Below are 25,927 nucleotides of genomic sequence, written 5' to 3' on the forward strand. Positions count from 1 at the left end.
AACGGCGGAACTGCGACTCAGGAAAGGCGGGCTACGGTCCGACGACCGGGTCGGGCAACGGTGCCGTCGGAGAAGAGTTCAGGGGTGGTCTCCTGAATCCGCTGGACGTCCTCGAAGACGCCCCGCAGGTGAAGGCGCAACGAATTATCCGCGTCAACGAGGTTGTTGGCTTCCAGGGCATCCACCACAGCAGTGTGTTGTTGGATCAGCGTTGAGACGGGCCTGGTGTCCAGCAGGCTCAGCCGCCTTGCGCGGTCCAGATGCGCCTTGGCGGAGTTGACTGCGGACCATGCGGACTCATGTCCGGCGAGCCGAAGAAGCTCGCGGTGGAATTCTTCATCCAGATGGAAAAACTCTTCGATGTCTTTCTGCGCATCGGCTTCTGTCTGGCTTTGGAGTATCAGCCGGAGTCCGGCAATGCCTTCGTCATCTACGGACAGGTCGCGCAAGGAGGCGCACTCGATGGCCTCCCGGACAAACTGCGCTTCCGAGACGCGGCCAAGATCCACCAGGGAAACAAAGGAACCGATTTGGGGAAAGACCTGGATGAGGCCCTCCTCCCGCAGCAGGATGAGGCTTTCGCGGACCGGCGTCCGGCTCACGCCCAGTTCCTGAGCCAATTCATTCTCCGACAGCGGCTCGCCAGGGGGTAGCTGGAGAGAGATGATCCGACGCCGAATCGTCTCAAGGGTTTGATCTCTCACGGACACCCGAGGCGCCGTGCCTCTTTTCCCAGTTGCCATAGCTCCATACTAAATGGTTGACACACTAGAATGGTAGTGCTTGTATGGTAGTAGCAAGCGAGGTGCTGCGAGTCATAACAAAGTGATCCAGTCCAGCTTCAGCCGTTTTACTCTCCCCTTCGTTTTTCATCGCCTGCAAAGGAGCACCAGATGACCGAGAGCATCTCGCCGCCCACCATCAAACCTGAAACAAAACCCACCCGCGAACTGGCCAAGGTGGCCGTCTCGGGCTGGTTGGGAACGGCCATGGAATTCATGGACTTCCAGCTGTACTCCCTGGCGGCCGCCATCGTCTTCAATAAACTCTTCTTCCCGGACGTCAGCCCGGTCGTCGGCCTGATTGCCGCCATGGCCACCTATGGCGTGGGGTACGTTGCCCGCCTGTTCGGCGCCGTCTACTTCGGCCGCATGGGTGACCGGATTGGCCGCAAGAAGGTCCTGTACATCACCATCGCGTTGATGGGTGCCTCCACCACCCTGATCGGTGTTCTTCCCACGTACGCCATGGTGGGCATCTGGGCTCCCATCCTCCTGGTGGCCCTGCGCCTCATTCAGGGCTTCGGCGCGGGCGCAGAAATCGCGGGCGCCACGGTGATGCTGGCTGAGTTCGCATCGGCGCGCCGACGCGGGATCATCTCCTCCTTGGTTTGCCTCGGCACCAACTCCGGAACTCTCGGCGCCTCGGCGTTGTGGGCCATCCTGGTCGGATCGCTTTCGCAGGAGGACCTGCTGAGCTGGGGCTGGCGCATCCCGTTCCTTGCCAGTTTCGTGATCATGTTGTTCGCCGTCTGGATCCGTCGCTCCATTAAGGAAAGCCCGGTTTTCGAACAGCGCGCTGACGTGGTTGACGGAGTGGCCCTCACCAAGGACAAGATCAAGAGCGCCGCCAAAGCACCCGAGCTCGCCGGAACCAGCACCATCGAAGCTGCCCTGCACCAGAAAAAGGGCAAGTCCTTCCTGATCGCGTTGGGCCTGCGCTTTGGCCAGGCCGGCAACTCCGGACTGGTGCAGACGTTCCTTGTGGGCTACCTGGCGACGGTCCTGCTCACGGATAAGAGCGTGGGCACGAACGCGATCATGTATGGCTCCCTCCTCGGTTTCGTCACCATCCCGCTGGTTGGCCTTCTCGGTGACCGCTTCGGCCGCCGCCCTCTGTACCTGGTGCTCAGCGCCCTCACTGCCCTCTACGCCATTCCGATGATGCTCATGATCACCAGCGGCAACGCCACTGCCATAACCATCGCCATGGTCATTGGTTTGAACCTGGGCGTGCTGAGCCTGTTCGCCATGGAGAGCGTCACCATGGCCGAGTTCTTCGGAGCCCGGACCCGCTTCACCCAATTGGCCCTTGCCAAGGAAATCGGTGGCATCCTGGCCACTGCCATTGGACCGCTGCTGGCGGCGACCCTCACCGCAGTCACTGGACATTGGTGGCCGCTGGCCGCAATGCTCATCGGCTACTCGCTGATCACCCTCGTCTCCGCTGCCGTTGGCCCCGAAGTCCGTGGCCGCGACCTGGTCCGCCTCGAGGACGCTGTATGAAAGCCGTTGTAGTCCATGGAGCCAACGACCTACGCATCGATGACCGGCCGGAGCCGGTTGCCGGTCCGGGCGAGGTAGTGCTCGACGTCGAATGGGGCGGCATCTGCGGATCAGACCTTTCGTACTGGCGCCACGGAGCGTCGGGGACGGCGGCACTGAAGTCACCGCTCGTCCTGGGACATGAGGTGGCCGGCCGGATAGCGCAGCTGGGCGCCGGGGTCACCGACCTCGAGGTCGGGCAGCCTGTGACCGTCCACCCCGCAGAACTGGTGGGGGACGGCAGCATGCCGGAGCGCCTGGCGGGCCGGACCAACCTCTACCCGCAGATCCGGTACTTCGGCTCTGCCGCCTTCGACCCCCACACTGACGGCGGTTTCAGCGAACGCAAGCTCGCCCGCGCCTCGCAGATCCGGCCGCTGCCCGAGGGCGTGGACACGCTGCACGGCGCACTGGCCGAACCCCTCGCCGTCGCCCTTCATGCCGTCAGCCGGGTAGGAAACCTTTCGGGCCGGGACGTCCTGGTCAACGGTGCCGGCCCCATCGGCTCCCTCGTGGTCGCAGCAGCCAAGCATGCCGGCGCCAGGAACGTCATCGCCACGGACATCAGCGAGGCATCACTGGCCATCGCGAAGGCCATGGGCGCCGACGAGGTACTGAACCTCTCCGGCGACGGTTCCCTCCCGCAGGACATGGAACTCGTGTTCGAAGCCACCGGGATCCCGGCGGTGCTCGGCGGAGTCCTGCGAGCTACCGCCCGCGGCGGCACCATTGTCCAAGTGGGCAACCTGCCCGGGGCCCCCGCCCCCGCGGCCCTGGGTGACCTGGTGACGCGCGAGATCACCTGGATCGGCTCCTACCGGTTCGTGGACGAGATCACCGACGCTCTGCAGGCCATGGCCGAAGGCCTGGATGTCTCACCGGTTATCACCCACAAATTCGATCTTGACCAAGCGGAGGAAGCCATGCGTGTTTCCGCGGATCCGGCCGCCGGAAGCAGCAAGGTCATGCTCCGTCTCACCGCCAGCTGACAACCCCCAACAAACACCTGAAGGACCAACCAGTGAAGATCACCGACGCACGGGTAGTGGTTTCGTCGCCCGGACGGAACTACGTCACGCTCGTTATTGAAACCGAGGACGGCATCACCGGCATCGGCGACGCCACCCTGAACGGGCGCGAGCTGTCCGTGGCGTCCTACCTGTCCGAGCACCTTTGCCCGCTGCTGATCGGCCGGGACGCGCGCCGCATCGAGGACGCCTGGCAATATTTCTACAAGGGTGCCTACTGGCGCCGCGGCCCGGTGACCATGACGGCGATCGCCGCCATCGACGTCGCGCTCTGGGACATCAAGGGCAAGGCTGCCGGCATGCCCGTGTACGAACTCCTCGGCGGCGCCGCCCGCGAGGGCGTCATGGTCTACGGGCACGCCAGCGGCTCCACGTTGGAGGAACTCAGCGCCGACTTCCAGCACCACCTGGACCTCGGCTACAAGGCAATACGTGCCCAGGCCGCCGTGCCGGGCCTGGAGAAGACCTACGGAATCGCGCCCGTGGATGGCAAGCTCTACGAGCCCGCCAGCGGCAACGTCCCGCAGGAGGACGCTTGGGAAACGACGGCGTACCTGGACTTCGCGCCGAAGATGATGGCGCATGTGCGCGAACAGTTCGGTTACGGCGTGCACGTCCTGCACGACGTGCACCACCGCCTGACCCCCATCGAGGCCGGCAGGCTGGGCGCCTCGCTGGAGCAGTACCGGCCCTTCTGGATCGAGGATCCGACGCCGGCCGAGGACCAGTCCGCCTTCCGGCTCATCCGCCAGCACACGACGACGCCGATCGCCGTGGGCGAGGTGTTGAACTCGATCTGGGACTGCCAGCAGCTGATCACCGAACGGCTGATCGACTACATCCGAACCTCCGTTTCGCACGCCGGCGGCATCACGCACCTGCGCCGGATCTTCTCCCTCGCAGACCTCTACGGTGTACGCTCCGGCTCGCACGGCGCCGGCGATCTCTCGCCGGCCTCCTTCGCCGCGGCGCTGCACGTGGACATGAGCATCCCCAACTTCGGCATCCAGGAGTACATGGGCCACCGGGAGCCGGCCAACGAGGTATTCGCCACGTCCTACACCTTCAGCGACGGTTACATGCATCCCGGAGACGTCCCCGGCATTGGCGTTGAATTCAACGAGGAAGCTGCTGCCCGCTTCCCCTTCGATCCGAAGTACCTTCCCATCAACCGGCGGCTGGACGGATCGGTGCACGACTGGTGAACCACACAACAACGCATATCAACAACCCACCGTTCGATGTCGTCGTAATGGGGGAGATCCTCGTTGAGGTGGCTACGGATGTGGCGTTTGGGCACGGAGTGCCTGCCCAGCTCGGCATCTCCGGAGACGCCCTGAACGTCGCCGCCGCCGCTGCTGCGGCAGGTGCCCGTGTTGGGTTGCTTTCGGTCCTTACCGACGACGATCTCGGCAGGGCGATCGTCGCCAGGATCCTGGAGCTCGGCATTTCCGCCGATTTGCTGACGTTCCGCCGCGGCCAGCAGGGTGTCTACCTCGTCCATTGCGACCCGGACGGGCAACGCGAGTTCTCGTACGCCCGCACCGGCAGCGTCGGCTCCACCTTGGGGCCCGACGACGTCGACCCTGCAGTTTTCGCCGCCGCCGGCGCCGTGGTGGCGGGCGGCATCGCCTGCGCCATCTCGGAATCGTCCCGGGCAGCCGTCATGAAGGCTGCAGCCGTGGCCAAACGATTCGTCTTTGACCCCAACTTCCGGCCGCGGCTCACCTCGGCAGACGAGGCGACGGCGGCACTGCTGCAGTTGGCGCCTCGAGCCTTCCTGATCACCCCGTCCTTTCCGGGTGAAACGTCCGCACTCTTGAACTGCTCTACCCCGGTGGAGGCAGCGGCGAAACTGCGCAGCCTGGGGGCGCGGAACGTTGCCGTTACCTGCGGCGCCGACGGGATCCAACTGGACGGCGAAGGCGGGGACCAAGCCTGGATCGACTCGATTCCGGCGCCGGCTGTGGTGGATCAGACGGGCGCAGGTGACGCCTTTGCCGGCACTCTCACCGCCCGCTTGGTCCTTGCCGACCCCCTCCCTGTAGCTGCACGATATGGTGCAGCGACGGCTTCACTGGTGGTGGGCGGCAAGGGCGGCACCGGCTTCATCCCCACGCTTGAGCAGACCAGGGCCCACGCTTCCATCGGTCTGGCACCGGAAGGAGCAGCGCCATCGCACGCCTAAGCGCCGCGTCCCTGGCCGGCACCGGCAAACACCAGCCGTTGCTGGCCCCCGGAACCATTCAGCCAGGGATCGTCCACCTGGGCCTGGGTGCCTTCGCCCGCGCCCACACCGCGGTGTTCACCGAAGAAGCCATGCTCGCCACCGGCGATTCCAGCTGGGGGATCATCGGGGTAACCCAACGTTCGGACACCGTGGCCCGCCAGCTCACCCCGCAGGACGGACTCTTCTGCGTCGATGAGCGGGGGAGCGGTGCCGCGCCGCTCCGCGTGGTATCCAGCATTGTCGAGGCCATCTCCGGGCGGGACCAGCCGGAAGCGGTGGTGGACCGGATCGCGGCGGACAGCACGCATGTGGTGACGCTGACGGTCACCGAAAAGGGCTACCGGATCAATCCACACACCGGTTCACTGAACCTCGCGGACGAACAGGTCCAGTGCGATCTTGCCGGGAACCCGCCACTGACCGCCATAGGACAGGTCACCCGCGGCATCCAGAAGCGGGCCCTGGCCGGCGGAGGACCGCTCACGGTCGTCTCGTGCGACAACCTGCCGGGCAACGGTGAGCTGACGGGCACGCTGGTGCGGGCCTTCGCCGCGGCCCTGCCGGAGGCCGAATCCGGACCGCTCCTGCGCTGGCTGGAGGACAACGTCACGTTCCCCAGCACCATGGTGGACCGGATGGTACCGGCCACAACGGCCGGGGACCTTGACGCCGTCGAACATGAATTGGGACTCCGCGACGAGGCCGCAGTGGTGGCCGAACCCTTTATGCAGTGGGTCGTCGAGGACAACTTCGCCGGGGACCGGCCCGCCTGGGAGCAGGCCGGAGCGCTGTTCAGCAGCGATGTGGCCGCTTGGGAGGAGGCCAAGCTGCGCCTGCTCAACGCGAGCCACTCGATGCTCGCCTACCTGGGCCTTGCCAGCGGCAAGGCGACCATCAGCGACGCCGTCGGCGACGACGCCTTCCGGCTTGCCTGCGGGCGGATGATGAGCGAGGACGCGCTGCCCACCATCAGCCTCCCGCCGGGCCTGGACGGCGAAATGTACTGCGCCCAGGTCCTGGAACGCTTCGCGAACCCGGCGCTGGGCCACACCACCGCCAAGGTGGGCAGCGATGGGTCCCAGAAAATCGGCCTCCGCCTGCTGACCACCGCCCGGGCCGGACTCGACGCCGGACGCGAACCCCGCTGGGCGTCTCTTGCCGTGGCCGCGTGGATGCACCACGTAGCCACCACTGCTGCCACGGACCTGAACGATCCACTCGCGGACGAGCTGCACGCGGCCCTGCCCCCAGGGCGATCCGCCGTCACCGTAGTACCGGCCCTCCTGGGCGTGCGCAGCATCTTCGATGAAGAGCTCGCGGCGAACACCACCTTCATCGACCTGCTGACGCACTGGTACCGCATCATCGACACCGGGCTGGATGGCCTGAGAAAAGAGATCACCCATGGCTGAGGCAACCAGTGTCCTGCATGTTTCCCCTGTTATCCCTGTAGTCACGATCGACGATCCGCAGCATGCGGTCCCCTTGGCACGGGCACTGGTCGAGGGCGGCGTCGGGATCATCGAACTGACACTCCGAACGGACAGCGCGCTTGAATCACTGAAGCGCATCGCCAACGAAGTGCCGGACATCCTGCTGGGCGCCGGCACCATCCTCACTCCGGCGCAGGCCGACGATGCCGTGTCCGCGGGCGCCCAGTTCCTGGTCAGCCCCGGCGTGACACCGTTCCTGCTGGACCACATGTTGCAGCTGGATATCCCTGTGCTGCCGGGCGTCGCCACCGTGGGAGAAGTGATGGCAGTCCTGGAGCGAGGCCTGACCTCCATGAAGTTCTTCCCGGCGGGACCCGCCGGCGGCCCGGACTACCTCTCCGCCATCGGGGCACCCATTCCGGCCGTTCAGTTCTGCCCCACCGGGGGCATCAGTCTGGCTTCTGCGCAGTCCTACCTCGCACTGCCCAACGTATCCTGCGTCGGAGGCAGCTGGCTCACCCCCCGCGGCGCCATTGAAAATCAGGACTGGCAGCAAATCACTCAGCTCGCAGAAGGGGCTGCGGCGCTCCGGAGGGCGTGACCCGGCAAAGTTACAGAGAGCAGGGCTGAATTTGACCCATCGAACGACACCACCGCGATGTCATCCGGTATGGACAAGCCGGCTTCTTGGATAGCCCGCTAAGCCAACCACTGAAGAACAGTGCGACGGCGGCACTCGCCCGAGTGCCGCCGTCGCCCGGTTTCTTTAGCTAAGCCAGGACGTCACCGTTTGCTGGTGCGCGTCCACCCACTTTTTGGCTGCGGCCTCGGGCGTCATGCCGCCCTGGATATCCGTGGCAACTGAATTTTGGTCATCGTTGGTCCATTTGAAGCCCTTGGCCAGTTTGGCTGCCGGTGAGCCGCTGTCCGCGAACTTCTTGGAAATGACCTTGTTGAGGGTATAGGTCGGGTAATCGCAGGCGACCTTTTCCGCGTCGGTATCGCAGCCCTCGGTCCAGGCCGGCAGGGCGACCTTCTTAAGTGGAACCTGGGACAGGAACCACTGTGGCTCATAGAAGTAGCCCAGCAACGGCGTCTTGTTCTGTTCCGCCGTCCGGAACGACTGAATCAGGGCAGCCTCCGAGCCAGAGAACACCACCTTGTAATCCAAGTTCAGATTCTTCACCAAGGCTTCGTCGTTCGTGACGAAAGCGGGGTCGCCGTCCAGGACCTGGCCCTTTCCGCCGGACTCGGAAGTAGTGAACATCGAGGCGTACTTGTTCAGGTTCTTCCCGTCCGTGATGTCCGGGTACTTCTCTGCCATCCATGGTGGTACATACCAGCCGATGTGGCCTTCATTGCCGGTGGCACCGGCGTCTACAGCCACCTTCTGATCCGTAATGTACTGCTTGGTGAGGTCAGCATGGCCCCAGTTTTCCATGATCACGTCCACCTCACCGGAGGCGAAACCCTGCCAGGAAATCTGTTCGTTCAGGTCCTTCTGCACCACGGTGCAACCAAGCTGGTTTTTCGCTACGTAGCTGTACACGGCGGCATTGGCCGTATAGCCGACCCAGGCGTTCATCGCGACACTAACAGCTCCGCAGGGTGCATCCCCGCCACTTGCGGGGGCGGCGGCCACCTGGTTCACGGAAGCACCCCCGCAGCCTGTCAGCAGCAAAGCGGCCGCGGCGACTCCTGCCATCAGCGGGATAGTTCGTTTCAACAGCGGTGGGACTTTTTTCATTTGGTGGGTCTCCTTGTTGGGGGTGGGAGTATGGCGGGCTGGATTGTTCGTTGGAGGGACTAGGTTGAGGGGATTTTGGCCGAGGCAATTTTCCGTATCGGGGCTGCCGCAGCAGCCTGGGTCATCCTGTCGAGCAGGATGCCGAGGAACACGATGGCAAGGCCAGCGGCCAGGCCCTTGCCGAACAGGGAACTTTGGACAAAGCCGGCGACGACGTCGTACCCGAGTCCGCCTGCACCGACCAGGGCACCCACGACCACCATGGCAAGGACGTAGATCAGCCCTTGGTTGGCGGCGAGTGCCAGGGATTTCCTTGCCATCGGCAACTGGACCTTGGTAATGACCTGCCATGGCGTTGATCCGCTGGAAATGGCAGCTTCAAGGACGGTGGGGGAGATCGCTGCGATGCCGTCGGCGGTGATTTTGATGGCGACAGGAGCTGCATAGATGATGCCTGCGATGATCGCCGTGAAACGGGTAGCGCCGAATAGTCCCAGGAAAGGAACAAGGTAGACGAACGCGGGCATCGTCTGGCCGGCGTCGAGTATTGGCCGGAGGACTTGGTCCACCCTTTGCGAACGGCCCATGGCGACTCCGAAGACCACACCAAGGACCATGACCAGCACGGTGGCCACCAGCGTTCCTGCGAGGGTGACCATGGAATCGCTCCATAGGCCGAGGTAGATGATGACACCAAGGCAGGCGGTGGTCACGGCGGCGAGCTTCCAGCCGCCCAATGCGTATGCCGCCAGGGCAATGACGCCCACGAGGATGTAGAAGGGCGTGTCCGTGAGCAGGGACTGGAACGGGTTAAGGATTCCAGTGGTGATGGATTCCCGCAGGGACACCGTGAACAGGGACAGGTTGTTCTGCATCCACTGGCTTGCCGAGCTTACGGCCTGAACGATCGCCGGGCCGATGTTGAAGTCTTTGGGGAAAGCCGCGGCCCACAATGAGCTTCTGGACAACTGGACCATGACCAGGGCCAGGCCCAGCGTGGCGCCCAAGACTATGTATCGATTCCTGCGGGAGATCCGGCCGTTCCGGGCAGCGCCGGGTTCCGCCCGGCGGCTGGCCGCAGTGGTCACCCGGTCCAGCACGATCGCTAGCAGCACAATGGAGAGGCCGGCATTTACTGCAGTGCCGACGTCGAGCGATTGCAACGCGCGGACAACAACCTGGCCAAGCCCTGGAGCGGCAATAAGTGCCGCAATAGTAACCATGGATAGAGCCGCCATGGTGCTTTGGTTGATTCCCATGACAACCGTCCGCCGGGCCATGGGAAGCTGCAGGGTAAGCAGCCGCTGGAGGCCCGTTGTACCCAGCGAGTCCGATGCCTCCCGGGTGTTCTCCGGGATGCTCCGGATGCCGTGGGCCGTAAGGCGGATGACCGGAGGCGCGGCGTAGATGACGGTCGCAATGACGGCCGAGGCCGGGCCAATGAGGAAGATGAGCGCCAACGGTGCCAGGTAAACGAACGTGGGCAAAGTCTGCATGAAGTCCAGTACCGGCGTGATCACTGTTGCGACGCGCGTGGAGACGCCGGCGAGGATGCCGAGCGGGATTCCGACCAGGAGTGTCAGCAGCACCGCGGTGAGGACCAGGGCGAACGTGTAGGTGGCCTCGACGAACAGCCCTTGGAAGCCGAAGAAGGTAAAGACGGCTACCGTCAGGAGGGCCACGCGGGCGTTCCCGACTGCGAATGCAATCCAGCCAAGCAGTCCTACGGTTCCAAACCAGCCAATTTCTGGCAGTCGCAGACCGGTGGAACTTGCGGCAAAAAGCGTGATGAAGAGGTTGGCGACGTTGTCCACCACTGCCCGCAGGGGCGTGAAGACATACAGGAAGATCGGGTTGTCCGCGCGGTTGGCAGCGACCCAGGCGTTGAACTGGTTCAGCGAGCGATGCAGATCAGTCAGCTCGGAGGCAGGCAAAGTCAGAGTCGACGTTCCGTGCAGGATCAGAAATCCCAGGATCCAGACGACGCCCGCGCCCACCAGCAGAACGGTGCGGCGGCTGGGACGGCGGCGCGGTTCCTTGACAGGGGTCGATGTTGGCTTGACCTTTTCCTGGTCCCGGACAAGCGTAGTCATCAGGCCGCTGCTTCCGCTGGCTGCAGCACTGAGAGGATGCTGTCACGGTCGATCTGCCCGATGATCCTGCCTGTTTCGTCCTCCACGAGGACAGGGCAGGAGGAATGCATCACCGCTGATATGGCGTCCCGGATGATCATCCCGGAACTGAGGACCGGAGCATCCAGGGGCGTTCCATCCGTCACGGGACGGATGATCCACTTCAAGGTCAGAACGTCCGCGCGGGGAACTTCGGACACAAAATCCTGAATGTACTTGTCGGCGGGGGATCCCACTAACTCATCCCCGGTGCCGCACTGGACCATTTCGCCATTGCGCATGATCAGGATGCGGTCACCGAGCTTGAGTGCCTCGGAAAGGTCATGGGTGACAAAGACCATGGTCTTACCCATTTCCTTGTGGAGCCGGATGACCTCGGCCTGCATGTCACGCCTGATGAGGGGATCCAGTGCCGAGAAGGGCTCGTCGAAAAGGATAGTGTCTGGATCGCCCGCCAAGGCCCGGCCAAGGCCAACGCGCTGCTGCATCCCGCCGGACAGTTGGTCCGGATAGTGCTGTTCGTACCCCTTCAGTCCAACCAGTTCAATGATTTCGCGAGCCCGGCCGTAGCGCTCGTTCTTGGCCGCCCCACGGATCTGCAGCCCGTAGGAGACGTTGTCCAAAACCGTCCGGTGGGGCAGGAGTCCGAAGTGCTGGAACACCATGGACATTTTGCGCCGGCGCAGCTCCCGCAGCTCCCCAACGCCTGCCTGCAGGACATCCTTGCCGTCCACCATTACCTGCCCTGACGTGGGTTCGATAAGCCGTGTGAGGCAGCGGATAAGGGTTGATTTGCCGGATCCCGAAAGACCCATGACTACAAAGACCTCACCCTTTGCGACGTCGAAACTCAGGTTTCGGACGGCCGCCACGCAGCCCGAGGCCGCCAACAGTTCAGCAGAGCTAAGGGACGAAAGCTGGGGATCGCCAGGGACCTTTTCGCCAGCGGCGCCAAAAACCTTCCAGAGGTTCCGTACTGAGATGTCGGGGCTGTTCATTGCTGTACTCCTGCTTATGGCGGCTCGAACCAATGGCCGGGCTTCGAGTGGACGTTTTGGTGCTTGTTCTTTCGCCGAAGTCAACCCACTCGGCTTGGGGAAGGCTGGGTTACATCGACGTCATGCTCCAGACGCCCGCGGGCAAATCCTTGCGCGATGTCGCTAGGGCACTGTGAATCTTCTTGCTGCGAACGGACTTGATCTACATACGGCTGGTTGTGCATGCATCAACATCACCCGTAATACGCAACAGTGATGTATCTCACTCAGCCTGTCAAGGTTTGGAAATAAATAAAAACGATGGCCAACAGCTTCGATGAGTCTGGGCATTAGAAAGGCCCTGGGGTGCCTGCTGCCGGCGAGAGTGTTGGCTGTTTGAACTAAGGCTGCCAGCGAGCAAGGTTTCAACACGAACGTCCAGCCACCAGGAGCGAGGCTTGCGCGGTCCAAATAATTGGCGGGCTGGGTGCGTAGCCAAGGGAAAAGGTCACCTTGAGGGAAGCTGCTTTGTGACGGTACCACCGCGTCGTATTACGGCCATGACGTAGTGGGTCCCCGGACTGCACTGTTGGCAGCCAGGGGACCCACGGGTGTTACTTCTTTCCGGAAAGGAACATCGACTGTTCCATTGGCGTCACGGTCAGCGACTTCAGCTGCGCGGTGCCGCCTTCTGCAAAGAGTCCCATCTTGTCAGCTCCGGCGTTCGGGAACACTTGGTCGGTGATGGTCTGCAGACCGTTGCCGGTGAACACCTCTACTGATGAGCGGTCCACGTAGATCCGAAGGGTGACATTGCCCTTAGTGTCCAAGGCGACAGGGGCGTCATCCACGGAAGAGAATGCCGAGTGGAAAGCGGTGTTTCCGGACTTTGTTCGGTCAACGAAGATCTTTCCGGTCATGGCGTCGTAGCCGATGATGGTGGAGGAGTTGCCGTCGCCCTGCACGGTGATGCCGGACTTCTTCGCGGTGCCGGGGGCGAAGGTGATGTCCACACGCTGGACCTGGCCCGAAGTCGACGCCGGCAGCGACGTTGTTCCGGCCGCGACGGCGCCGCCCTTCTTATCGGCGTAGCTGGGCTTTTGCGCGAGATCGTCCACTTGCTTGACGGCGCTCTGGGTAAGTCGTGGTCCGTCAGGTGTCTGGGTCAGCTGCACATCGCGGGGCAGTGACATGGCGCTGCGCCACGGGTTGGTAGGGATGTCGTTGGCATAGTCCCAGTTGTTCATCCAGCCCACCATGACCCGCTTGTTGTCGGGCATGTTCGCGAAGGAGACGGCCGCGTAGTAGTCGCGTCCGTAGTCCAGCCAGTCATAGGACTCCAGACGGGACGTCGCTGCTGTGGAGCTTGCGGTGAACTCGTCCGCGAGTATGTGCCCCCAGCCGAACCTGTTGTTATCGACAACCTTGATTTGTGCCTGCTGCCCAACGAATTCCTTGACATTCCATGAGGCCCAATCCAAGGTTTCACTGTCGTTGCCTGTGGCCGTACGAACCACCTGTCCGTTGACCACCAAGTTCACCGTTTCTTCATCGGACCTGGGGACGGCGGGGGTGTCGGTGAGCATGACGTGGTCAAGGGTCAGGTGACCCCACCCGCCGGTAGCTTGGTCAACCACCCGCAGCTGTGCATTCTGGCCCGCGAATTCCGAAACGTCCCAGCCTTTCCAGTTCAGCAGTCCGGCGTTATCGCCCGCCAGGGAGCGGACGACATTGCCGTTGATGAGCAGCTGGACGGCCAGGGTCTGACCGGAGTCCGCCGAGCGGTGGCCGCCCCCAACGAGCATGCTCATGAAGTTCTTCGTGATGGGGAAGTCAGGGGATGTCAGGGTACCCTGACGGTCATCACCGGGTACGGTGCCGGTTTCGAACGTGTTGATTCGTTTGGCGCCAAGGTAAAAGTCCCCACCGCTGGTGGCCGGCTGGAAGTTGGGGGTCAGGTCTCCTGTGCCGGTCCAGCCGGCATCGGCCAGCGTTGTGCCATCTGGTACCTCGAAGCCGTCAAACTTGAGTTCTCCTGGGGGCGGGGTGTTGTCCAGCTTGTCGGAGACGCGAGGGTGCTTGCCGCCGCCTATGAGGAAATTCAGGTAGTCGTCGGTCACGGTAAAGGTTGGTGACTGCATGGAACCCAGCGGCCAGTCGCCGTCGTTGAATGAGTTGATCAGTCCTGTGCCGCCAAATTGGGTCACCGGATTTTGACCGGGCAGGGAACCGGCGGCGGGAGCGTCGCCGAAAGGGCCGTTCTTCCAGTTGCCGGGTTCGTTGTTGACGGTCCAGCCGCTGTAGGTGCCGTCGTTGAAGCCGGCCAGGACAGTGCCGGCCGGTGCCGCTGTGGCTGGTTTCGTGGTTTCGGAGGTGAACGTGGTGCCGTCGAAGTTGCCCACGAAGTACTGTCCAGCCGAGCCTCCGGCGACACCGCCGGGGTTGATGTTGACGACCATGACCCACTTGATGTTGTTCGTATCCCCATCCACCGCGAGCGGGAACATATCAGGGCATTCCCACTGGCCGCCGCTGGCGTTGGCGGGTCCGAATTCGCTGAGGGCAGTCCAGTCCTTGAGATTGCCGGATTTGTACAGGAGGACCTTGTGATCCTGTGATTCGACTGCGGTCATGACCCAATATCCGCCGCCGGACGGGTTGTCGTACCAGAAGACCTTTGGGTCCCGGAAGTTGGCTGAATTGCGGTTCAGCACAGGATTTCCTGAATATTTGGTCCAGGTCTGGCCGTCATCCAGGCTGTACGCCAGGGACTGGGCCTGCAGGCCCCGGTGCGGGGAGGGCTCCTTGTAGGCACTGGTGTAGATGGCCACCAGCGGGGGGTTTTCCTTCGTCCCGAAGCCGGTTGTGTTGTCCTTGTCAACCACAATGCTGCCGGAGAATACATCTTCCTGTGCGTCGGTTGGGAGAGCGAGGGGCTGCTCCTGCCAGTGAACCAGGTCCTTGGACGTCGCATGGCCCCAGGACATGTTTCCCCACGTGTTGCCGGAGGGGTTGTGCTGGTAGAAGAGGTGGTAGACACCTTTATGGAAAATCATCCCGTTGGGATCGTTCATCCAATTCTTCGCGGGTGTGTAGTGGTAAGCAGGCCGAAATTGCTCACTTCCCACCTCTGGTCCCGCGGAGGCTGGTGTCACACCAGCCATGACGCCCGTAAGCGTCAGTCCCGCCAACGTAAACGCAGACGTTGCTACCCGCATGCTTTTGATCTTGAGTTTTCTCATTGTTTTTTTCGGTCGCCCTTCATCGCGGCGTGCCTATCCCCACTTAGACAACGTTGTCAGTGTCAGAAGCTATGGCAAGTCCATCGGACAAGTCAACGGTTTCTTATAGCCCTCTTAGGTGACGCTTTCCGAATCAAACGTGGTGATTGACCGCGTGGAGTAACGCGGGTAACCTCAATCACATACTCTGTCGATAACGCGCGTTACTCCGCGCTTGCTACGTTAGGCGAGGCGACCAGACAAAGACTTCAGAGATCGTCTTCGGGACGGGCAGTCAGAATCCGATGGGCGCTTTGCTGCAGGATGCCGAGCGACTCCTGGATCAGGGGCGATGTGATGCTGCCGCGCCGCACCGCGGCGACAATGCGGCGCGAGGGCTTACCCCTTCCGGTGATACGCAGGCGGACTACGTTTTCTGCACTACGCAGCGGCGCCAGTCGCGGCAGCAGGCCCACGCCCAGCCCCGCGCCCACGAACGCGATTTGGGTTTCCCACTCAACGGCCTCATGGGCAATTCGTGGTGTTACCCCGGCTGCAGTGAACGCCGCGGTGAAGAGGGAATGGTACGTGGAGCCGGCGGCCTCGGTGATCCAGGGTTCCGAGGCCAGCTCTTGGAGAGTCACTGTTTCCCGCGACGCCAACGGATGGTCAGAGGGAATGATCACGTCCAGGGGGTCATCGAGCAGGACGGTCTGTTCGAAGCGGGGATCGTCCTCAGCGTAAGTGTCGGACTGCATGGCAACAATGACCGCGAGGTCGATTCGCTCGGCAACCAACAAGTCGAAGCAGCGGGCAGGATTGGCTTCAAGGACCTGCACCTCCAGCAGGGGACGTGTTGAGCGAAGGGTCGCGGCGAGCGGCGCGAGCAACTGGGCGGCCGCCGTCGAGAATCCGCCGAGGCCAAAATGGGACTGCACCTGGTCGCCAGCCTCCATGGCGGCTGCACGCAGGCTCTCCCAGTCGGCAATGAGGGTGTCCGAACCCGCCACGAGAAAGCGGCCAGTGGCGGTCAGTCGCACCCCCCGGCCGTCCTTCGTCAGCAGCTGCATTCCAAGCACGCGCTGGAGCTCGCGCAACTGCGCGGAGACTGCGGAGGGAGAATAGCCTGTGAGCTCCGCGGTGGCGCCAATGGTGCCGCAGCGGGCAAACACTCGAAGTGTGATGAGTCTCGCATCGATCATGCACCTATTGTGCATGGTTATCTTCTAAATGTTGCGCTTTTGTTGCAGCTCATTCGTCCCTAATCTCATGACTACAAGGATTTTGAATACAACATCGGTTGCACCCAAGCACCCTTGGTCGCCATGAATCGCACGCTAACCCAGGCCTCCCGGGAGGAAACACATGTCTGCTCCAGTCTTGCCCCTCAATTCACGCGGAAAACTCGCTTCATCTTTGCCTGCAGAGCAGCTGGCAGAGATCAGCGAGTTGTTCGAGTTCCGGCGCAAGGGATATTCCCTCGATGCGCCTTTCTACACCGATGCCACGATCTTCAAGATCGACATGGAAGCCATTTTTGGCCAGCACTGGATCTTTGCCGCCAGCATCGCGGAACTTCCGGAGCCGGGCGACTACGTCACCGTCGACTATGGTCCCTACTCCCTGATCGTGCTGCGCAATGACGACGGCGGCGTGAACGTCCTGCACAACGTGTGCCGCCACCGCGGCGCCCGCGTCTTGACCGAGCCCGCCGGGTCAACCGGCAACCTGGTCTGCGGCTACCACTCCTGGACATACTCCCCGGAGGGCAACCTGATCCATGCCTCGGCGCCGGGGGAGACGAAGTTCGACAAGGGCTGCTTCGGCCTCAAGCGCGCCCACAGCCGCGTGGTTGCCGGACTGATCTTCGTCTGCATTGCGGACGAACCGCCCACCGACTTTGACGAGACCTCCAAGATCTTCGAGCCCTACATCGCACCCCACGATCTGTCCAAGACGAAAGTCGCTTACCAGCAGAACATCGTTGAAGAGGGCAACTGGAAGCTCGTCATGGAGAACAACCGTGAGTGCTACCACTGCGACGGACACCCGGAACTCGCTTGTTCCCTCTTCCCCACCTGGGGCCTGACGGAGGGCCTGATCCCGGCCCACCTTGAAGAGGTGTGGGACCGCAACAAGGAAGCACAGGCATCGCTCGAGGAGCGTTGCCGCCGCTATGGCCTTCCCTACGAGGTGGTAGAAGAGCTCGACACCCGAATTGCTGGAATCCGTATCTCCCGGGAATCGTTGGACGGCGACGGCGAATCGTTCTCGCCCGATGGGCACAGGCTCTCCAAGAAGCTGCTCGGCGATTTGCCGGACTTCCGGCTTGGCCGCTGCTCGATGCACCTTCAGCCCAACAGCTGGTTCCACTTCCAGAGCGACCACGTGATCACGTTCGGGGTCTTCCCCATCAACGAGCACCAGTCCCTGGTCCGCACCACGTGGCTGGTAGCCGATGACGCCGTGGAAGGTGTCGACTACGACCTGGAGAAGCTCACCTACACCTGGAAGCAGACCAATCTGCAGGACAAGGCGTTCGTGGAGCTGTGCCAGACGGGCGCCGGCAGCCCTGCCTACGAGCCCGGCCCGTACATGAAGAGCGAATACCAGGTGGAGGCATTCATTAACTGGTACGTGCAGCGTGTCCAGGAGCACCTGGCATGATTGAACTCCTCACTGAGACGGCAGTCCAGGAACCGCAGCGCATTCGCGGTCTTGAGATGCCCTGGAACAGGGTGATGGGAAGCACCGAGGGTCCCGCCAGCGCTGCCCGCGCGTTGGGTCCTTGGCATCCGCAGGAGTTCATGGCCGAATGTGTTGAGGTGGTTCCCGAGGTGGGCGGCATGATGACCTTCGTGTTCCGCCGCTGTGACGGTGCGCCACTGGCGTTCCGTGCGGGGCAGTACGTGAACGTTGCCTTTCCCGTGAACGGCGAGGACCAGGATCCGGTGGACCGCAGCTACTCACTGTCCAGTTCGCCCACTCAGCCGTGGACCTTTAACATCACAGTCAAACGGGACGCCACTGGCCTTGTCTCTCCTTGGGTGCACGAGAACATCAAAGCCGGCACCGTCCTGGACATGCTCGGCCCGGTTGGGGCATTTCACCTGCCCGATGCCGACCGCCGGGCACGCTACCTCTTGTTGGCTGCCGGCGCAGGGATCACCCCCATCATGTCCATGGTGCGGACCATCCACTCCCTGCCCGGGCACGCGGACGTCGTCGTGCTCTATCACGGCGCGGAGGCTGGAGGCTTTGCTTTCCACAAGGAGTTGGCCTACATCGCCTCCGTGGACTCGCGGGTCAAGGTCTTCTACTCCCTTGGCGACCGCAGCAAGCCTGAGGGGTGGGAAGGACTCACCGGAAGGCTGACGGCCTCCATGCTGGACGAAGTGGCCCCCGACGCCAACGGCCGCCAGGTCTATGCCTGTGGTCCAGAGGGTTACCTGAACACCGCAACGGAGCTCCTGGGGAAGGTCGGCGTCGACGACACCTCCATCTACATGGAATTCTTTTCGGGAGACCGCCAGACGATCCTTGAGTACCAGGCGGAGCTCGCGCTAGCGGCGGACATTGCCGAGGAAATCGCGGAGGAAATCGCCGATTCCGCGGAGGACTACTACGAAAGCCAGCCCACAGCGTTCGGGCTCTACGAGCCAGGCTACGACGCCGAGGGAACCCTGAAGGCCGGGGGACTGCCGCTGGAAACCATCGATCCGGATGCGCCCAGTGCGGAAACCCTCGACGGCGGTTCGGACACGGCGCCGCAGGCCGCGTCCCCGGATGCTTCAAGCTTCGACACAGTCGGAACGGGAAGCCTCACGCTGTCCTTCATGCGCACCGGAATCAATGTGCGCATCGACCCCACCGAACACATCCTGGGGGCGGCCCAGCGGGCGGGCGTCAGGATCGGGGCGAACTGCAAGGAAGGCATGTGCGGCTCGTGCAAGGTCGTTAAGCTTTCCGGTGAAGTGGAAATGAACCACCAGGGCGGGATCCGGGCTAGGGAAATTGATGCAGGCAAGTTCCTGCCCTGCTGCTCCACAGCGCGGACCGACATGGTGATCGATGCGTAGGGTCTTCCAGGTGCCTGAACCGAAACTTCCCTGATTTCCCGCTGCTTGGAGGCTTGGAACCCACTTCGGGTCTACCTTCACGCCCGGCAAACCCCCTCGCGAGAGGGGGTTTCTGCTTTAAGCTAGCACCACAATTTATAAGCATACTTACTAAAGTCGCCTCAAATCGTTGACACTAAGCATACTTACCTTTAGGCTCGAAAACAGAAGAGCAATATTGGGGTTGGTATGGGATTCTTCTTCAAAGGCCAGTGACAGTGGCATGTCGGGCGATGCAGTCCGACAAGCCGGCCCCCGCTCCTCTCTACCGCAACCGGCGGAACCTAAGAAAACCACGATGTCCGTCTTTCCACGTGACACTGTTGGCATACCTGTGGGTATTCCAGCTTCTGGGGATGACTTGGGGAAAGAACGGACGAGTCCAGGGAGTACAAAAATGTCCATCATGCGCAGAATCACCACAGCAGCAGTCGGATCGCTTTTTCTCATTGGAGCTGTAGCTGTCCCATCCCAAGCAGCCAGGAACACCACGTTCCAAGACGGCTTGGTTAACGTCAACATCGGGGATGTGGACGTGGAAGTCCTCAACGACGTCAATGTGGCAGCAGTGGTTGGAATTGCGGCCAACATCTGTGGTGTCAACGTTGGCCCGGTAGCGGCGGCAGTCCTTGGTGAGGCTACCGCAGTTGACGCCTCCGGACGAGAGCGGACCATTTGCGAGGCCGCTGGCACCGGTGTGCCTGTAACGATTACGCAAAACTAGCCACTGAATGTTCGAAGGGCAGCCGCCGGAGACCCAAGGGTCTTCGGCGTTGCCGTTCCTGGCCCAGCTTTCCTGGCCATGGAATGCTTCTTCTAGATGAAGATGCTAACGCTCGCGGATCAAAACGGGCGGTATTGTCACCACAAGGTCAGGGATTTCGGCCGACCAGGCTTCCACCTCGACGAGCGCGTGTTGCGCCGTCGTGGCCTGTGACAGGCTTGAGGACGGCCTGTCTGCTGTCAGGACATTGGCATTCCCATGCCTGCAAAAGGAGGGGTCATTCGGTGCCGGATCGTACCAAGCTCCGGCCGAAAGCTGAACAACACCCCGCCGCAGAGAAGGACTGATAGTCAAACCCGCTAAACAACTTCCCCGACCATTCCGCACGAGAACAACCTGTCCGTTTTCAAGGCCGCGAGCTGCCGCGTCATCCGGGTTCATTCGTATGGGTTCTCGCCCCTGGATCTTGGATTTCTGGCTTGTGGCCCCTACATCGAGTTGGCTGTGAAGTTTTGTCTTTGGCTGGTTGGCAACGAGGTGCAGGGGATAGTCGCTTGACGAGCCAAGCCATTCGTCAGGTTCGATCCACACGGGGTGGCCCGGGCAATCGGCATAGCCAAAACCGGCAATTGTCGAGGAGAATATTTCGATCTTTCCACTCGGTGTTCCGAGCGGGTACTTCCCGGGATGCCGACGGTAGTCCGAGAGCAAAACCTGGCTAGGTTCAATGACGGGGATCTCGATCTTTTCTGATTCCCAGAATGTGTCGAAATCAACGACTTCGACGCCTCGTTCGCTGAGCTTGCTACTCCATTGTCCGTACAGGTGGCGGAGCCAACCCATCGTGTCGCGTTTCTCCGTGAACGCGTCAACTGTTCCAAGCTTTGCTGCTATTGCGGCGAAAATATCATAGTCATCGCGGGCGATGCCGGCAGGTTCAGTCAGTGCATGCATCGGGAAAAACGAAGGGTCATTTCGGCCCGCTCCATAGTCGTTTCGCTCGATCGACATGGTTGCTGGAAGCACGATGTCGGCATGGCGTGCTGTACTGGTCCAGAACTGTTCATTCACGATGACAGTAGCTGGCTGGGCCCATGCCTTCCGGAATCGTGCCAAGTCCTGATGATGATGGAACGGGTTACCGCCGGCCCAGTAAATCAACTCGATCTCTGGCAGGGTGATTTGCTTGCCATTGAAATCTATCTGGCTTCCTGGATTGAGCAGCATGTCGGCTATCCGGGCCACAGGTATATATGAAGTCTCGGGATTGCCGCCTTGGGGAAATGAAGGCGCACTGGAGACACCCAAAGGTAGTCCTACATCTGCGGAGGAACCGTAACCGTGCTGGAACCCTCCGCCAGGCAACCCGATCTGTCCAAGCATCGCGGCGAGGGTCACCCCGAGCCATATTGGCTGCTCACTGTGCTGTTGCCGCTGCATGGACCAACTCAGATTGATCATGGTTCGTGATGCAGCCATGTCACGTGCGAGTTGGGTAATTCGAATCGCCGGAACCCTCGTCAGTTTTTCAGCCCAGCTCGGATTTTTTGGTTCACCGTCAACATCCCCCCGAATGTAGGGCAGGAATTCATCAAGACCGACACAATACCGGGCGAGGAACTTCTCGTCGGCGAGTTTTTCATTGTCCAGTACATACGCAAGGGCCAGCATCAGGGCGGCGTCGCTTCCAGGTATCGGCGCGATCCACTCGGCACCGGCTTCCTTGTACGTGTCGTCGCTTATCGGCGTCACGTCAATGAAGCGGCAGCCCCGAGCTACTGCTTTCCGGATTGCGGCCCTTGCAACATGGCGTCCGACTCCGCCAGGAGCAATTCCGCTGTTCTTCTCGGAAATTCCCCCGAAGGCAACGAAGAGCTCTGTCTTCTCACTTACTACTTCCCATGAGGTTGCGCCAGCCATGACCTGGTTGGGCGAAGCACCGATGACGTGCGGCAGAAGCACACCAGAGGCGCCGTAGCTGTAGTCTGTTACGCCGGAAACATAGCCCCCCAACCCGTTCAAGAATCGGTGGATCTGACTTTGCGCGTGGTGAAACCTGCCGGCGCTGGCCCAGCCATATGAACATCCATACACAGCGGAAGGGCCTTTTTCGGAGTAGACCCGCCCGAGTTCTGCGCTGGCCAACTCAACTGCACGATCCCAGGAAACTTCAACAAAGGGTTCATTTCCCCGACCAGACCCGCTTCCGGGTCCATGTTCCAGCCAGCCAGCACGAATGGCAGGGCGCAGTATACGAGTCGGGTGGTGTTGTGCGGACGCCATGTTGTCCAAGAGGTCACGGGGGTCGGGGTCTTGGGACCAAGGTCTGACAGACAGCAAAGATTTCCCGTCACTTTCGGCTTCGAAGGCTCCCCAGTGCGTCAAATGCGTGCGCATGCGTCAGTCTCCCTTGGATGCTCTTCGGATGACCGTTGGCCAGTGTCGGAAGGTCACGGTCAGATGAGTGATCGAAAAATGTCCCACCCGGTGCCAATGGTTTCGTTGGCGGGAACGAACCCGCTGTACTTGAGCAGGTCGCCGTCCGGGTTGATGGCGATAGTGTCGTTTCGGGTCACGGTGTGCCCCCAATGTATAGCCTCGCCCAGGTTGTGTGTATAGCTGCCGACGCCGATGATCTCGGACATCGCGTCCCAGCCAGGGCCCCAGGTCCCTGCGCCTTCCCAACCTCCTTGGCCATTGGAGCGGTATTCGTGCATGTAGCCTGCGGCATCACGTCCGAGGACGTCGACATCACCGTCTCCGCTTAAATCGCCCGGGGCAATGATCTTGTCAAAGACCTGCCAGCCGGTGCCCACAACCTGTGGTTGTTTCCAGCCGCCGTCGCCATCGCCGGGGTACAGGTGGAGGTCGCCTTTGGCGTCGCGGGCGAGCACGTCGTTGATGGAGTCTCCGTCGAAATCGCCGGCGCCCACGATCGTGTCGAATATGTTCCAGCCCGTGCCGACGACGGTTCTGTCCAGCCAGCCTCCGTGGCCATCACCCGGGTACAGGTAGAGGTCTCCCTTCGCGTCCCGGGCGAGGATGTCGTTATTGCCGTCGCCGTCGAAATCGCCGGGTGAGAACACGATGTTGAAGATGTCCCATCCGGTGCCAACAAGCCTCGGCTCATCCCAGTGGGCTGTCTCGTAGCTGGGGCACAGTCCCGCGTCGCAGGCTCCTAAACCATAGGTATACGTGCGTGGATAGAGGACCAGGTCCCCGTCGTCAGTACGGCCCAGCAGCTCGAAGTTGCCCCGCCCGGTCCAACCCGTTGCCCGGTTGGAGGCCGCAATTGGTGCGGTCTCCTTACTGTGCAGCAGGGTGTTTTCATCGCCCCGCAGGGAGTCGCCGCATTGTGGCTTTTCCGGAGTCGTGGCGTAGACGTTGAAGGACAGTCGGTTCCCGCGGTCCTCAGGCAGAATTTTGAGCGGTTCCACCTGACGTTCTGGAGGAAGAGGGGTTCCATTACTGAGCCATTCGATCGTGTAGCCAGCAGGCGCTGCTTCAGTCTTGTCGCAGCCCGAGAATTCTGCTGGAGCACCCATTCGAAGCTCTGACCCTACGTACGGCATTCCGATCAGGGAGACGATTCCATCCATATCAATGTGGTGGAGGGGGCGGGTATCTGCGGCCGCTGCAGGCGCAGCGCCGCCAGCAGCCACAGTGGTCACAAGCAGGGCAGCGATGACGCCGGGGCCCGTCAACGACAGCGCCTGCATAGCGGCAAGAACTCGTTTGCTCAGTGATGAGGAGATCATTTAGGCCCATTCCTGGTAAGGGTCATGGCTGTTGCGGACCCACGCAGGCCCTCGGGTATCAACCTATCGGCAGACGTTCCGGGACGGCAGGATTAACGTGCCGCGAATGTGATGTTGGAAGGTGGCGGGAGCGTAACAGGTAGCGCGGCCGCGAATAGGGACGAAAGACGAGTACTGACTACTCGTGCACCAAGTTTGCATGTTGGTCTTTACTAAGTGCAGCGGAACCCAAATAACTGCCAATGACCCCCCAACGCTTGGCGGTTGGTGCCCAAGGGTTCCGTCGGCCTGGACCGGACAACTGCAGCCAATGCAGATGTCCGGCCCTTAGCCAGGCCAAGACAACATTAGAAGCCGAAAGGTCCGAAGCGGGAGATCGCTACGCCAGCGGCAAGAATGGCCAGGGCCAGGTTAACGATGACCTTTGGCTTTTCGCCGCGTCGACCATGGGCTTCTTGAGGAAGGTGTGACTACGAACCGGCCGGGTGGTCACTATCCGCAAGGATTTCGCGGACCATGGGAACTACCCTGCTGCCGTAGAGTTCTACTGCTTTGAGCCGGTGGCTGATCGGCTGGGCTCCGGAGGTGAAGATGAGGTCGAACCGGCCAATCTCCATTGCGGCGACTGCCCGGGCGATCTTCTTGGCCACCGTCTCCGGGGATCCGATGTACATGGAGCCGTGCTCGATTTCCGCTTCAAAGTCTGAGCGGCGGACGGGGGGCCAGCCGCGGAGTGCTCCGATCCGATCACGGACTATTTTGTAGTGGGGCCAGAAGATCTCTTTGGCTTCGTTGTCGGTGTCGGCTATGAACCCGGGGGAGTGCATTCCTACAGGCCATGCTGTGGTGCCGAATTCTGCGGAAGCCCGCTTATAAAGCTCAATGAAGGGCGTGAACCGCTCAGGCTGACCTCCAATGATGGCGAGCATCAAAGGGAAGCTATACTTTGCTGTCCGGACCACGGACGCGGGTGTGCCTCCGACGCCGACCCAGGTCTTGAGCCCGTGTTCGGTCTTCGGATAGACATCCGCGTCAACCAGCGGCGTGCGCGTGGAGCCGTTCCATGTGACGGGTTTCTCTTTCAGGAGTTGTGCGAAGAGCTCAATCTTTTCCTCAAAGAGTTTGTCGTAGTCCTTTAGGTCATAGCCGAAAAGCGGGAACGACTCCGTGAAGGAGCCTCTGCCCAAGATGACCTCGGCACGACCATTGGAAAGTGCATCAACGGTCGCAAACCGCTGGAAGACCCTCACCGGATCGTCCGAGCTGAGCACCGTAACGCCGGATCCAAGCCGGATACGGGAGGTAACAGTCGCCATCCCGGCCAGCACAGTTTCCGGGGACGACACCGAATATTCCGGGCGGTGGTGCTCGCCAACGGTGAAGACATCAACGCCGAGCTGATCAGCGATCACGACTTCATCCACCAATTGCCGGATGGCCCGGGCGTGGCTCACTTGTATGCCTGCATCGTCCAGGGGGATATCACCGAAAGTATCCAAACCAAAGATCACGTGCTCACGGCCCTTCACTAATTGATACGTCAATTACTTAATTGACGCGTCAATCATCACCCGGTATTGTTGACATGTCAAGCGAGGGGAAAAATTGTGATGAAGCAAAGCAGCAACGGCGTCAGGCGGAGTCCAACTGCCGATGAGCTTGCTATTTGGCGTGAGTACGTGGAGACAAGTGAGGAAGTCAAGCAGGCGATGGCAGCAGGGCTCCAGGCCACCTCCGGCGTATCACCGGGGGATTACTCGGTGCTCCTGAGGCTGAGCGAAGCGGAGGGGCATCGCCTCAGGTCCTCCGCCCTGGCTGAAGGAATTGGGTGGGAGCGGAGCAGGCTCTCCCATCATTTGGGGCGCATGGAGAGTCGGGGGCTCATCTGCAGGAAAAAGTCCAGTAACGACAGTCGCGGCGCCGTGGTGGAACTGACCGACGACGGCGCACGCACTTTCCGCGCGTCGTCTGCGCCACATCTTCGGCTCGTACGCGAGCTGTTCATAGACGCGCTCAGCACCGAAGAGCTGGACACCCTTGCCGAAATCGTCAAGCGACTGCGCCGACATCTGGAAGATGTCCTGGACGTCTACGCTCCCGGAACCCCTGAGGCCTAACCTCAGAGTTAGCCACGGGAGGCACCTGCCGGCGTCGTGCATTTCCACCTGATTCAAGGCGATCTATCGAAAAACGTTGAGACCGACGCCAACAGGCGCCGGTCTCAACGGGGTATGT

General features: G+C 61.6%; 19 protein-coding genes. 10 read left to right on the forward strand and 9 right to left on the reverse strand.

Features of this window, described 5'->3' with window-relative positions; all coding sequences use genetic code 11:
• Nucleotides 1–17: 17 nt before the first annotated feature.
• A complete protein-coding gene (locus tag AC1DD5_RS15385) occupies nucleotides 18–743 on the reverse strand; it encodes a GntR family transcriptional regulator (protein WP_477522029.1) in 726 nt (241 codons plus the stop codon).
• 150 nt (nucleotides 744–893) lie between these two features.
• Between AC1DD5_RS15385 and AC1DD5_RS15390 the strand changes: the two genes are divergently transcribed.
• From AC1DD5_RS15390 to eda, 6 genes are read left to right on the forward strand one after another with little or no spacing between them, the layout of a single operon-like run.
• A complete protein-coding gene (locus AC1DD5_RS15390; protein WP_477522030.1) occupies nucleotides 894–2,285 on the forward strand; it encodes an MFS transporter in 1,392 nt (463 codons plus the stop codon).
• A complete protein-coding gene (locus tag AC1DD5_RS15395) occupies nucleotides 2,282–3,313 on the forward strand; it encodes an L-idonate 5-dehydrogenase (protein ID WP_477522031.1) in 1,032 nt (343 codons plus the stop codon). The genes AC1DD5_RS15390 and AC1DD5_RS15395 overlap by 4 nt, the downstream gene beginning before the upstream one ends.
• Before the next feature lie 32 nt (nucleotides 3,314–3,345).
• Complete coding sequence (gene manD, locus AC1DD5_RS15400; RefSeq protein WP_477522032.1) at nucleotides 3,346–4,557, forward strand: D-mannonate dehydratase ManD; 1,212 nt, start codon at nucleotides 3,346–3,348, stop codon at nucleotides 4,555–4,557.
• Nucleotides 4,558–4,604: 47 nt separating this feature from the next.
• A complete protein-coding gene (locus AC1DD5_RS15405) occupies nucleotides 4,605–5,540 on the forward strand; it encodes a PfkB family carbohydrate kinase (protein WP_477522102.1) in 936 nt (311 codons plus the stop codon).
• Nucleotides 5,541–5,578: 38 nt separating this feature from the next.
• Complete coding sequence (locus AC1DD5_RS15410) at nucleotides 5,579–6,994, forward strand: mannitol dehydrogenase family protein (protein WP_477522033.1); 1,416 nt, start codon at nucleotides 5,579–5,581, stop codon at nucleotides 6,992–6,994.
• The gene (gene eda, locus AC1DD5_RS15415; RefSeq protein ID WP_477522034.1) at nucleotides 6,987–7,616 is read left to right on the forward strand and encodes a bifunctional 4-hydroxy-2-oxoglutarate aldolase/2-dehydro-3-deoxy-phosphogluconate aldolase; all 630 of its coding nucleotides are present in this window, start codon (nucleotides 6,987–6,989) and stop codon (nucleotides 7,614–7,616) included. The genes AC1DD5_RS15410 and eda overlap by 8 nt, the downstream gene beginning before the upstream one ends.
• 165 nt (nucleotides 7,617–7,781) lie before the next feature.
• On the opposite strand, the gene AC1DD5_RS15420 is transcribed toward eda, so the two are convergent.
• The 5 genes from AC1DD5_RS15420 to AC1DD5_RS15440 all read right to left on the reverse strand — a co-directional run bounded on the left by AC1DD5_RS15420 (nucleotide 7,782) and on the right by AC1DD5_RS15440 (nucleotide 16,294).
• Complete coding sequence (locus AC1DD5_RS15420; RefSeq protein WP_442006458.1) at nucleotides 7,782–8,762, reverse strand: ABC transporter substrate-binding protein; 981 nt, start codon at nucleotides 8,760–8,762, stop codon at nucleotides 7,782–7,784.
• Nucleotides 8,763–8,821: 59 nt separating this feature from the next.
• Nucleotides 8,822–10,855 carry an ABC transporter permease gene (locus AC1DD5_RS15425; protein WP_477522035.1) on the reverse strand — a complete coding sequence of 678 codons (2,034 nt, stop codon included), beginning with the start codon at nucleotides 10,853–10,855 and terminating at the stop codon, nucleotides 8,822–8,824.
• Nucleotides 10,855–11,892, reverse strand: a complete 1,038-nt coding sequence (locus tag AC1DD5_RS15430; protein ID WP_477522036.1) for a quaternary amine ABC transporter ATP-binding protein — start codon at nucleotides 11,890–11,892, stop codon at nucleotides 10,855–10,857. The genes AC1DD5_RS15425 and AC1DD5_RS15430 overlap by 1 nt, the downstream gene beginning before the upstream one ends.
• 593 nt (nucleotides 11,893–12,485) lie before the next feature.
• A complete protein-coding gene (locus tag AC1DD5_RS15435; RefSeq protein ID WP_477522037.1) occupies nucleotides 12,486–15,089 on the reverse strand; it encodes a GH32 C-terminal domain-containing protein in 2,604 nt (867 codons plus the stop codon).
• A 272-nt stretch (nucleotides 15,090–15,361) separates the two neighbouring features.
• Complete coding sequence (locus AC1DD5_RS15440) at nucleotides 15,362–16,294, reverse strand: LysR family transcriptional regulator (protein ID WP_477517410.1); 933 nt, start codon at nucleotides 16,292–16,294, stop codon at nucleotides 15,362–15,364.
• 163 nt (nucleotides 16,295–16,457) lie between these two features.
• On the opposite strand from AC1DD5_RS15440, the gene AC1DD5_RS15445 reads away from it, so the two are divergent.
• From AC1DD5_RS15445 to AC1DD5_RS15455, 3 genes are all read left to right on the forward strand, one after another.
• On the forward strand, nucleotides 16,458–17,759 hold the full coding sequence (locus AC1DD5_RS15445) for an aromatic ring-hydroxylating oxygenase subunit alpha (protein ID WP_477522038.1): 1,302 nt from the start codon (nucleotides 16,458–16,460) through the stop codon (nucleotides 17,757–17,759).
• Nucleotides 17,756–19,171 carry a ferredoxin reductase gene (locus AC1DD5_RS15450; protein ID WP_477522039.1) on the forward strand — a complete coding sequence of 472 codons (1,416 nt, stop codon included), beginning with the start codon at nucleotides 17,756–17,758 and terminating at the stop codon, nucleotides 19,169–19,171. The genes AC1DD5_RS15445 and AC1DD5_RS15450 overlap by 4 nt, the downstream gene beginning before the upstream one ends.
• Nucleotides 19,172–19,616: 445 nt before the next feature.
• Entirely contained in the window at nucleotides 19,617–19,934 is a 318-nt protein-coding gene (locus AC1DD5_RS15455; RefSeq protein ID WP_477522040.1) for a hypothetical protein, read from the forward strand.
• Nucleotides 19,935–20,039: 105 nt separating this feature from the next.
• On the opposite strand, the gene AC1DD5_RS15460 is transcribed toward AC1DD5_RS15455, so the two are convergent.
• The 3 genes from AC1DD5_RS15460 to AC1DD5_RS15470 all read right to left on the reverse strand — a co-directional run bounded on the left by AC1DD5_RS15460 (nucleotide 20,040) and on the right by AC1DD5_RS15470 (nucleotide 25,236).
• Entirely contained in the window at nucleotides 20,040–22,331 is a 2,292-nt protein-coding gene (locus tag AC1DD5_RS15460; protein ID WP_477522041.1) for a molybdopterin guanine dinucleotide-containing S/N-oxide reductase, read from the reverse strand.
• Between the two features lie 59 nt (nucleotides 22,332–22,390).
• The gene (locus AC1DD5_RS15465) at nucleotides 22,391–23,692 is read right to left on the reverse strand and encodes an FG-GAP repeat domain-containing protein (protein WP_477522042.1); all 1,302 of its coding nucleotides are present in this window, start codon (nucleotides 23,690–23,692) and stop codon (nucleotides 22,391–22,393) included.
• A gap of 470 nt (nucleotides 23,693–24,162) precedes the next feature.
• Complete coding sequence (locus AC1DD5_RS15470; RefSeq protein ID WP_477522043.1) at nucleotides 24,163–25,236, reverse strand: LLM class flavin-dependent oxidoreductase; 1,074 nt, start codon at nucleotides 25,234–25,236, stop codon at nucleotides 24,163–24,165.
• A 66-nt stretch (nucleotides 25,237–25,302) separates the two neighbouring features.
• On the opposite strand from AC1DD5_RS15470, the gene AC1DD5_RS15475 reads away from it, so the two are divergent.
• Complete coding sequence (locus AC1DD5_RS15475) at nucleotides 25,303–25,809, forward strand: MarR family winged helix-turn-helix transcriptional regulator (protein ID WP_442015592.1); 507 nt, start codon at nucleotides 25,303–25,305, stop codon at nucleotides 25,807–25,809.
• The last annotated feature ends 118 nt before the right edge of the window (nucleotides 25,810–25,927 follow it).

This window comes from Paenarthrobacter sp. 10L420, assembly GCF_056395385.1.

Excerpts from the sequence above, each read along its gene's own strand:
- AC1DD5_RS15390 (WP_477522030.1), top strand. The coding sequence starts at position 894 with ATGACCGAGAGCATCTCGCCGCCCACCATCAAACCTGAAACAAAACCC.
- AC1DD5_RS15465 (WP_477522042.1), bottom strand. The coding sequence starts at position 23,692 with ATGATCTCCTCATCACTGAGCAAACGAGTTCTTGCCGCTATGCAGGCG.
- AC1DD5_RS15405 (WP_477522102.1), top strand. The coding sequence starts at position 4,605 with ATGGGGGAGATCCTCGTTGAGGTGGCTACGGATGTGGCGTTTGGGCAC.
- AC1DD5_RS15420 (WP_442006458.1), bottom strand. The coding sequence starts at position 8,762 with ATGAAAAAAGTCCCACCGCTGTTGAAACGAACTATCCCGCTGATGGCA.
- AC1DD5_RS15435 (WP_477522037.1), bottom strand. The coding sequence starts at position 15,089 with ATGCGGGTAGCAACGTCTGCGTTTACGTTGGCGGGACTGACGCTTACG.
- AC1DD5_RS15385 (WP_477522029.1), bottom strand. The coding sequence starts at position 743 with ATGGCAACTGGGAAAAGAGGCACGGCGCCTCGGGTGTCCGTGAGAGAT.
- AC1DD5_RS15395 (WP_477522031.1), top strand. The coding sequence starts at position 2,282 with ATGAAAGCCGTTGTAGTCCATGGAGCCAACGACCTACGCATCGATGAC.
- AC1DD5_RS15445 (WP_477522038.1), top strand. The coding sequence starts at position 16,458 with ATGTCTGCTCCAGTCTTGCCCCTCAATTCACGCGGAAAACTCGCTTCA.
- AC1DD5_RS15460 (WP_477522041.1), bottom strand. The coding sequence starts at position 22,331 with ATGCGCACGCATTTGACGCACTGGGGAGCCTTCGAAGCCGAAAGTGAC.
- AC1DD5_RS15430 (WP_477522036.1), bottom strand. The coding sequence starts at position 11,892 with ATGAACAGCCCCGACATCTCAGTACGGAACCTCTGGAAGGTTTTTGGC.
- eda (WP_477522034.1), top strand. The coding sequence starts at position 6,987 with ATGGCTGAGGCAACCAGTGTCCTGCATGTTTCCCCTGTTATCCCTGTA.
- AC1DD5_RS15425 (WP_477522035.1), bottom strand. The coding sequence starts at position 10,855 with ATGACTACGCTTGTCCGGGACCAGGAAAAGGTCAAGCCAACATCGACC.
- AC1DD5_RS15440 (WP_477517410.1), bottom strand. The coding sequence starts at position 16,294 with ATGATCGATGCGAGACTCATCACACTTCGAGTGTTTGCCCGCTGCGGC.
- AC1DD5_RS15475 (WP_442015592.1), top strand. The coding sequence starts at position 25,303 with ATGAAGCAAAGCAGCAACGGCGTCAGGCGGAGTCCAACTGCCGATGAG.
- AC1DD5_RS15450 (WP_477522039.1), top strand. The coding sequence starts at position 17,756 with ATGATTGAACTCCTCACTGAGACGGCAGTCCAGGAACCGCAGCGCATT.
- AC1DD5_RS15455 (WP_477522040.1), top strand. The coding sequence starts at position 19,617 with ATGCGCAGAATCACCACAGCAGCAGTCGGATCGCTTTTTCTCATTGGA.